Here is a 6,691-nt window from a genome sequence, read left to right on the forward strand (position 1 = left end):
GTGCCACTGCGCTCCAGCGCGGCGGCGGTCTCGGCCGCCGCCGACCAGTCGCGCGAGCGTTCATAGAGGTTCAGCAGGGCCAGCTGAGCCTCGGTGTCGAAGGCCGTGCCCTTCAGCGCGCGGTAGGCCTGCTCGGCGCGGTCGAACAAGCCGGCCTTCATGAAGTCTTGCGCCAGCGCGTGCTGGGCGCGGTCGCGCTCGCTCACCGCCAGGTCGGAGCGGCCGAGCAGGTGCTGGTGCACGCGTACTGCGCGCTCGAACTCGCCGCGGCGGCGGAACAGGTTGCCGAGTGCGAAGTGCAGCTCGCTGGTTTCGGGGTCGTGCTGCACGGCCTCGATGAAAGCGTCGATCGCCTTGTCCTGCTGTTCGTTGAGCAGCAGGTTCAGGCCTTTGAAATAGGCCTTGGGTGATTCGCGGTTCTCGCGCTTGAGTTGGCGCAGGTCCAGGCGCGATGCCAGCCAACCCACCGCAAAGGCCGCCGGCAGGGCCAGCAACCACCAATACAGCAGGTCAAACTCCATCGGGGATCACGGGTTGCTGCGGTTCGCGCGAGGCTTCGGTGGGCGCGGGGGGCGGCTGGGTCAGGCCGGCGTCGGGCGCAAGCTTGCGGGCCAGGCGGCGATGCTTCCACCAACTGGGTGTCATCGCCAGCACGCCGAACACCGTGCCGGCCGCGAAGGCCGCGAGCACGATGATGACCATCGGCGCATTCCAGGCGTAGCCGAACGCCCAGTTCACCTGCGCCGGCTGCTGGTTGTGCAGCGAGAAGGCGAACAGCGAAAAAAAGATGAAGGCCCGGACGAGCCAGGTGAGGAAGCGCATTGCTGCCGATTCTACGAACAGGCTCGCCGTGCGATCGGATTGCGGAAATGAAAAGGGCCCCTTGCGGGGCCCTGGTTGTTGCTGCAAGCAACGGCTGGGATCAGACGCTCGGGGCTTCCTCGGCCACCGGCGTTTCGGCCGGCAGACTGGCGTCCACGCCTTCGCGCAGGGCTTTGCCCGGCTTGAAGTGCGGCACCAGCTTCTCGGGGATCGTCACCTGCTCGCCGCTGCGCGGGTTGCGGCCCACGCGCGGCGGGCGACGGTTGATCGAGAAGCTGCCGAAGCCCCGGATCTCGATGCGGTGCCCGCGCGCCAGCGCGTCGGACATTGCGTCGAGGATCGTCTTGACCGCGAACTCGGTGTCGCGTTGCGTCAGTTGCGCGAACTTGTCCGCGAGCTTGGCAACGAGATCGGATCTGGTCATGAGGCGTCGTCTGGGTCAGCAGTGCGTGTTGGCGGCAACGAACAGCGGCCGATCAGCCGTTGTTGTTCTGGTTGTCCAGCTTGGCACGCAGCAGGGCGCCCAGGCTGGTGGTGCCAGCGGTTTCGCGCTCGTTGGAAGCCGACAGGCGCTGCATGGCTTCCTGCTGGTCGACCTGGTCCTTGGCCTTGATCGACAGCTGGATGTTGCGCGTCTTGCGGTCCACGTTGACGATCATCACCGAGACTTCGTCGCCTTCCTTCAGCACGTTGCGCGCGTCTTCGACGCGGTCGCGGCTGATTTCGGAAGCGCGCAGGTAGCCCAGCACGTCGTCGGCGAGTTGCACTTCGGCGCCGCGCGGATCAACCGTCTTGACCACGCCGTTGACCAGCATGCCGCGGTCATTGACCGAGGTGAAGGTGGCAAACGGGTCGCCGTCCAGCTGCTTGATGCCCAGCGAAATGCGCTCGCGCTCGACATCGATGCCCAGCACCACGGCCTCGACTTCCTGGCCCTTCTTGTAGTTGCGCACAGCGGTTTCGCCAGCTTCGTGCCACGACAAGTCGGACAGGTGCACCAGGCCGTCGATACCGGCAGCCAGGCCCACGAAGACGCCGAAGTCGGTGATCGACTTGATCGGGCCCTTGACCTTGTCGCCGCGCTTGACGGTCGCGCTGAACTCTTCCCACGGGTTCGCCTTGCACTGCTTCATGCCCAGCGAAATGCGGCGCTTGTCTTCGTCGATCTCGAGGACCATGACTTCGACTTCTTCGCCCAGGGTCACGACCTTGGACGGGGCGACGTTCTTGTTGGTCCAGTCCATTTCGGAGACGTGCACCAGGCCTTCGATGCCGGGTTCGATCTCGACGAACGCACCGTAGTCGGCGATGTTGGTGACCTTGCCGAACAGGCGGGTGCCGGTCGGGTAGCGGCGGGCCACGCCCATCCACGGGTCATCGCCCAGCTGCTTGATGCCCAGCGAAACGCGGTTCTTCTCGGCGTCGAACTTCAGGACCTTGGCCTGCAGTTCCTGGCCGACGGTGACCACTTCGCTCGGGTGACGGACACGGCGCCAGGCCATGTCGGTGATGTGCAGCAGACCGTCGATGCCGCCCAGGTCGACGAACGCACCGTATTCGGTGATGTTCTTGACCACGCCGTTGACGATGGCGCCTTCGGACAGGGTTTCGAGCAGCTTGGCGCGTTCTTCGCCCATCGAGGCTTCGACCACAGCGCGGCGCGACAACACGACGTTGTTGCGCTTGCGGTCGAGCTTGATGACCTTGAACTCCATGGTCTTGCCCTCGAACGGGCTCATGTCCTTGACCGGACGTGTGTCGAGCAGCGAGCCGGGCAGGAAGGCGCGGATGCCGTTGACCAGGACGGTCAGGCCGCCCTTGACCTTGCCGGAGACGGTGCCGGTGACGAAGTCGCCGGATTCCAGCGCGGTTTCCAGCGAGAGCCACGAGGCCAGGCGCTTGGCCTTGTCGCGCGACAGGATGGTGTCGCCGTAGCCGTTCTCGACAGCGTCGATGGCCACCGACACGAAGTCGCCAACCTGGACCTCGATCTCGCCCGTGTCGTTCTTGAATTCGTCGATCGGCACATAGGCTTCGCTCTTCAGGCCGGCATTGACGACCACGAAACTGTGCTCGATGCGCACCACCTCGGCGGTAATGACCTCGCCCGAGCGCATTTCAGAGCGCTGCAGGCTTTCCTCGAACATGGCGGCGAACGATTCACCACCGGTGCTGGCGGCGACTTGAGTCTGGGACATGTGGATTTCCTTGGGGCCGGTTTGCAATGAACCGGGGCTTGCAGTGGGTGACACCGCAGGGGTTAGGTTGATGAGTTCACCGCCCTCGATCGGCGCATGCAGCACCTGGAGGGAAGGGCGGTGGGCCCGGTTAACGACCCGTCTGACTTGCGCTCAGAAAGGTCGGCGCTGTTGCCACCAACTCATGACCTGTTCGACTGACGATTCAACCGAAAGGCTGGAGTTGTCCAGCAGCATCGCGTCTTCGGCTGGCTTGAGCGGGGCGACGGCGCGGTTTTTGTCCCGCTCGTCGCGCATCTGCAAATCAGCCCGAAGACTGTCGATATTAGCCGAATTTCCCTTGGAAATCAATTGCTTATAGCGTCGCTCGGCGCGCGCGTCGGCGCTCGCGGTGAGGAAAACCTTGAGGTCGGCCTCGGGGAAGACGACGGTGCCCATGTCGCGCCCGTCGGCGACCAAGCCGGGCGCCCGGCGGAAGCTCAGCTGCAGGCCGTGCAGCGCCTTGCGGACGGCCGGGTGCACGGAAACGCGCGAAGCCATGCCGCCGGTGGATTCGAGCCGCAGCGGGTCGGTGATGTCGCGTCCGGCCAGGAACACCTGGTGGCCGGTGAAATGCACCTCCAGCCGGGCGGCTAGCTCCGCCAACGCCGGTTCGTCTTCCAGCGAGATGCCCGCGTCCTGCGCGGCCAGGGCCGTTGCGCGGTACAGCGCACCAGAATCGAGCAGGTGGTACCCGAGCTTGTGGGCCAGTTCGGCTGCCAGCGTGCCCTTGCCGGACGCGGTGGGGCCGTCGACCGTGAGCACCGGCACGCTGTTGACCGCCGGTGTGACGAGGTCGAACAGGGCTTCGAAGTAGTCTGGGAAGGTCTTGCCCACGCAGCGCGGATCGACGATGCGCACCGGCACGTTGGCGCCGACGGCGAGCGGATTGAAGGCCGCAAGCGAGCCGCACATCGCCATGCGGTGGTCGTCGTAGGTGTGCAATGCCGCCGCTTGCCAGCGCTTGGGCGGCGATACCTCGATGAAATCGGCGCCGTCGACGACGGCGGCGCCCAGCTTGCGCAGCTCGGCGGCCATCGCGGCGATGCGGTCGGTCTCTTTCACGCGCCAGCTGGCGATGCCCGTCAGCCGGGTTGGGCCGTCGGCATAAAGCGCCATCACCGCCAGCGTCATCGCCGCGTCGGGGATGTGGTTGCAGTCCAGCGTCAGGGCCTTCAACGGCCACGCGCCGCGGCGCACTTCGAGCCAACCTGGGCCACCATCGACCTGTGCGCCCATCGCACGGGCCGCGTCGACGAAGCGGATGTCGCCCTGGATCGAATCGAGCCCGACGCCCTCGATGCGCACCGGCACGTCGGTGCCGGCTATTGCGCCCATCGCGACGAAGTACGAAGCTGAAGACGCATCGCCCTCGACGTGGATGCTGCCGGGCGACTGGTAGCGCGAGCCCTGCGGGATGACGAACCTGGCGTACTGATCCCGCTGCACCGCGATGCCGAAGCGTTCGAGCAGGCGCAGCGTGATGTCGATGTAGGGCTTGGAGATCAGCTCGCCGTCGACCTCGATCGTGACGGCGCGGTCGCTGGCCACCAGCGGCAGCGCCAGCAACAGCGCGGTCAGAAACTGGCTCGACACATCACCGCGCACGCGGATCGGCGCGTCGGTGTTCAACGCATGCGAGGCACCGTCACCCACCCGCAGCGGCGGGTAGCCGGCGCGGCCAAGGTCCGCCACTGGGCAGCCCAGCTGGCGCAGCGCGTCCACCAGGTCGCCAATCGGCCGCTCGTGCATGCGCGGCACGCCACTCAGCTCGAAAGTTCCGCCTTGCGTGGCGGCCAGCACGGCCAGCGCGGCGGTCAGCGGCCGCATGGCGGTGCCGGCATTGCCCAGGAACAGCGCCGCCTCACGCGTGCGCAGCTGGCCGCCAATGCCAGTCACCTGCAACGCTTCGCCTTCACGCACCAGCGTGCATCCCAGCGCGGCCAGCGCGTCGAGCATCACGCGGGTGTCGTCGGAATCCAGCAGGTCGTGCACCGCCGTCGTGCCCTCGGCCAGGCCCGCCAGCAGCAGCACCCGGTTGGAGATGCTCTTGGAGCCGGGCAGGCGCACGGTGCCGCCAGCGCGGACCAGGGGAGGGAGATCGAGGAAGGCGGTTGAATACATGGCAGGCCCGGCCGGCCGGGAAAGCGAAAGACAGTTCGTCAGCTATTTCTTGAGGGTCTTGCCGGCACCCATGCGCCAGTGGCTGCGTGTGTGCGAGACACCGGTGACCAGCGCTTCCAGCGCCTCGCCCTGGCAATCACGCAACACTTGTTCCAGCACGCCCAGGGCGCCGCGGAAGCGTTCGCTTTGCTTCAAGATCTCTTCGCGGTTGGCGATCAGGATGTCGCGCCAGATGGCCGGGTCGCTCGCAGCAATGCGGGTGAAATCGCGAAAGCCGGGGCCGGCCAGTGCGAGGAACTGCTCGCTTTCCTTCTGCTGCAGGATGCCGGTGAAGTAGGCAAAGGCCAGCAGATGCGGCAGGTGGCTCACGGCGGCAAAGGCCGCGTCGTGCGCTTCGGGCGTCATCTCTTGCACATGGCAACCGAGGGCGCCCCACACCGCGCGCGCCTTGTCGAGCAGCACGGGCGACGTTTGGGTGATGGGCGTCAAGATGACCTGGCGGTCCTTGTACAGGTCGACATCGGCGTACTGCACGCCGGCCAGTTCCTTGCCGGTGATCGGGTGGGCCGGTACGAACGCGCTGACACGCTCTTTCAACACGCGGCGCGCGGCGTCGACCACATCGCGTTTGGTGCTGCCCACGTCCATGAACAGCACGTCTGGGTTCACCAGATGGCGGATCGCGCGGAAGGTGATGTCGGTGGCGGCCACCGGCACGGCCAGCAGCACGATGTCGGAGCCCGACACGGCCAGCAGCGCCGATTCGGCGGCCTGGTCGATCACACCCATCTGGCGCGCGCGCTCGGTGGTCGACGGCGACTTGCTGTAGCCGATGATGCGCTCGACCAGGCCGGCCTGCTTCATCGCGAGCGCGAATGAGCCGCCCATCAAGCCACAACCTATCAGCCCCAGCTGCTTGAACATCGTCGGCATGCGGTCAGTGAACGTCCAGCGGGTAGGTGCCCAGTACCTTGAAGAAGGCGCAGGCGTCGCGCAGCGCCTTCAGCGCGGTGCTCACATGCGGTTCATCCGGGTGGCCTTGCAGGTCGATGTAGAAGTAGTACTCCCACTGGCCTGATCGGGCAGGGCGTGATTCGAAGCGTGTCATCGACACGCCGTGTTGTTTCAGCGGCACCAGCATGTCATGCACCGCGCCGGGCCGGTTGGTCACCGACACGATCAGGCTGGTGCAGTCGTGGCCCGAGGCCTTGGGCGCCGGGTGGCGGTGCGGGTCGGTGACGATCGCGAAGCGAGTGCGGTTGTGCGGGTCGTCCTGGATCGCCGGCGCGACCAGGTGCAGGCCGTATTCGCTGCCGGCACGCACGCTGGCAATGGCCGCCATCTTCGGGTCCAGTGATGCCTGTCGTGCACCTTCGGCATTGCTCGACGCCGGGCGGCGCTCGGCATGCGGCAGGTGGTTCGACAGCCATCCATGGCATTGCGCCAGTGCCTGCGGGTGCGCGCAGACGACCTCGATGCCGTCGAGCGTGTTCTCTTTGCGCAGCAGG

The 6,691-nt window shown here is 66.4% G+C and carries 7 protein-coding genes; all 7 read right to left on the reverse strand.

Annotation, left to right across the window (positions count from 1 at the left end):
- Positions 1-521 (reverse strand): tetratricopeptide repeat protein (locus tag AC1DYI_RS23335; protein WP_477206518.1); only part of this gene is annotated, 521 nt, incomplete at its 3' end.
- Complete coding sequence (locus AC1DYI_RS23340; RefSeq protein ID WP_477206519.1) at positions 511-822, reverse strand: LapA family protein; 312 nt, start codon at positions 820-822, stop codon at positions 511-513. The genes AC1DYI_RS23335 and AC1DYI_RS23340, both read right to left, overlap by 11 nt.
- A 100-nt stretch (positions 823-922) precedes the next feature.
- Positions 923-1,246 carry an integration host factor subunit beta gene (locus AC1DYI_RS23345; protein ID WP_477206520.1) on the reverse strand — a complete coding sequence of 108 codons (324 nt, stop codon included), beginning with the start codon at positions 1,244-1,246 and terminating at the stop codon, positions 923-925.
- Positions 1,247-1,298: 52 nt separating this feature from the next.
- On the reverse strand, positions 1,299-3,020 hold the full coding sequence (rpsA, locus tag AC1DYI_RS23350; protein WP_477206521.1) for a 30S ribosomal protein S1: 1,722 nt from the start codon (positions 3,018-3,020) through the stop codon (positions 1,299-1,301).
- 153 nt (positions 3,021-3,173) lie between these two features.
- Positions 3,174-5,183, reverse strand: a complete 2,010-nt coding sequence (locus AC1DYI_RS23355) for a bifunctional 3-phosphoshikimate 1-carboxyvinyltransferase/cytidylate kinase (RefSeq protein WP_477206522.1) — start codon at positions 5,181-5,183, stop codon at positions 3,174-3,176.
- Positions 5,184-5,225: 42 nt separating this feature from the next.
- Entirely contained in the window at positions 5,226-6,107 is an 882-nt protein-coding gene (locus AC1DYI_RS23360; protein ID WP_477206524.1) for a prephenate dehydrogenase, read from the reverse strand.
- Between the two features lie 13 nt (positions 6,108-6,120).
- Positions 6,121-6,691, reverse strand: a 571-nt coding sequence (locus tag AC1DYI_RS23365) for a prephenate dehydratase (protein WP_477206523.1), incomplete at its 5' end; no start/stop codon positions are given.

Source organism: Ideonella sp. P3_A4 (assembly GCF_056403075.1).

Excerpts from the sequence above, each read along its gene's own strand:
- AC1DYI_RS23340 (WP_477206519.1), bottom strand. The coding sequence starts at position 822 with ATGCGCTTCCTCACCTGGCTCGTCCGGGCCTTCATCTTTTTTTCGCTG.
- AC1DYI_RS23345 (WP_477206520.1), bottom strand. The coding sequence starts at position 1,246 with ATGACCAGATCCGATCTCGTTGCCAAGCTCGCGGACAAGTTCGCGCAA.
- rpsA (WP_477206521.1), bottom strand. The coding sequence starts at position 3,020 with ATGTCCCAGACTCAAGTCGCCGCCAGCACCGGTGGTGAATCGTTCGCC.
- AC1DYI_RS23355 (WP_477206522.1), bottom strand. The coding sequence starts at position 5,183 with ATGTATTCAACCGCCTTCCTCGATCTCCCTCCCCTGGTCCGCGCTGGC.
- AC1DYI_RS23360 (WP_477206524.1), bottom strand. The coding sequence starts at position 6,107 with ATGTTCAAGCAGCTGGGGCTGATAGGTTGTGGCTTGATGGGCGGCTCA.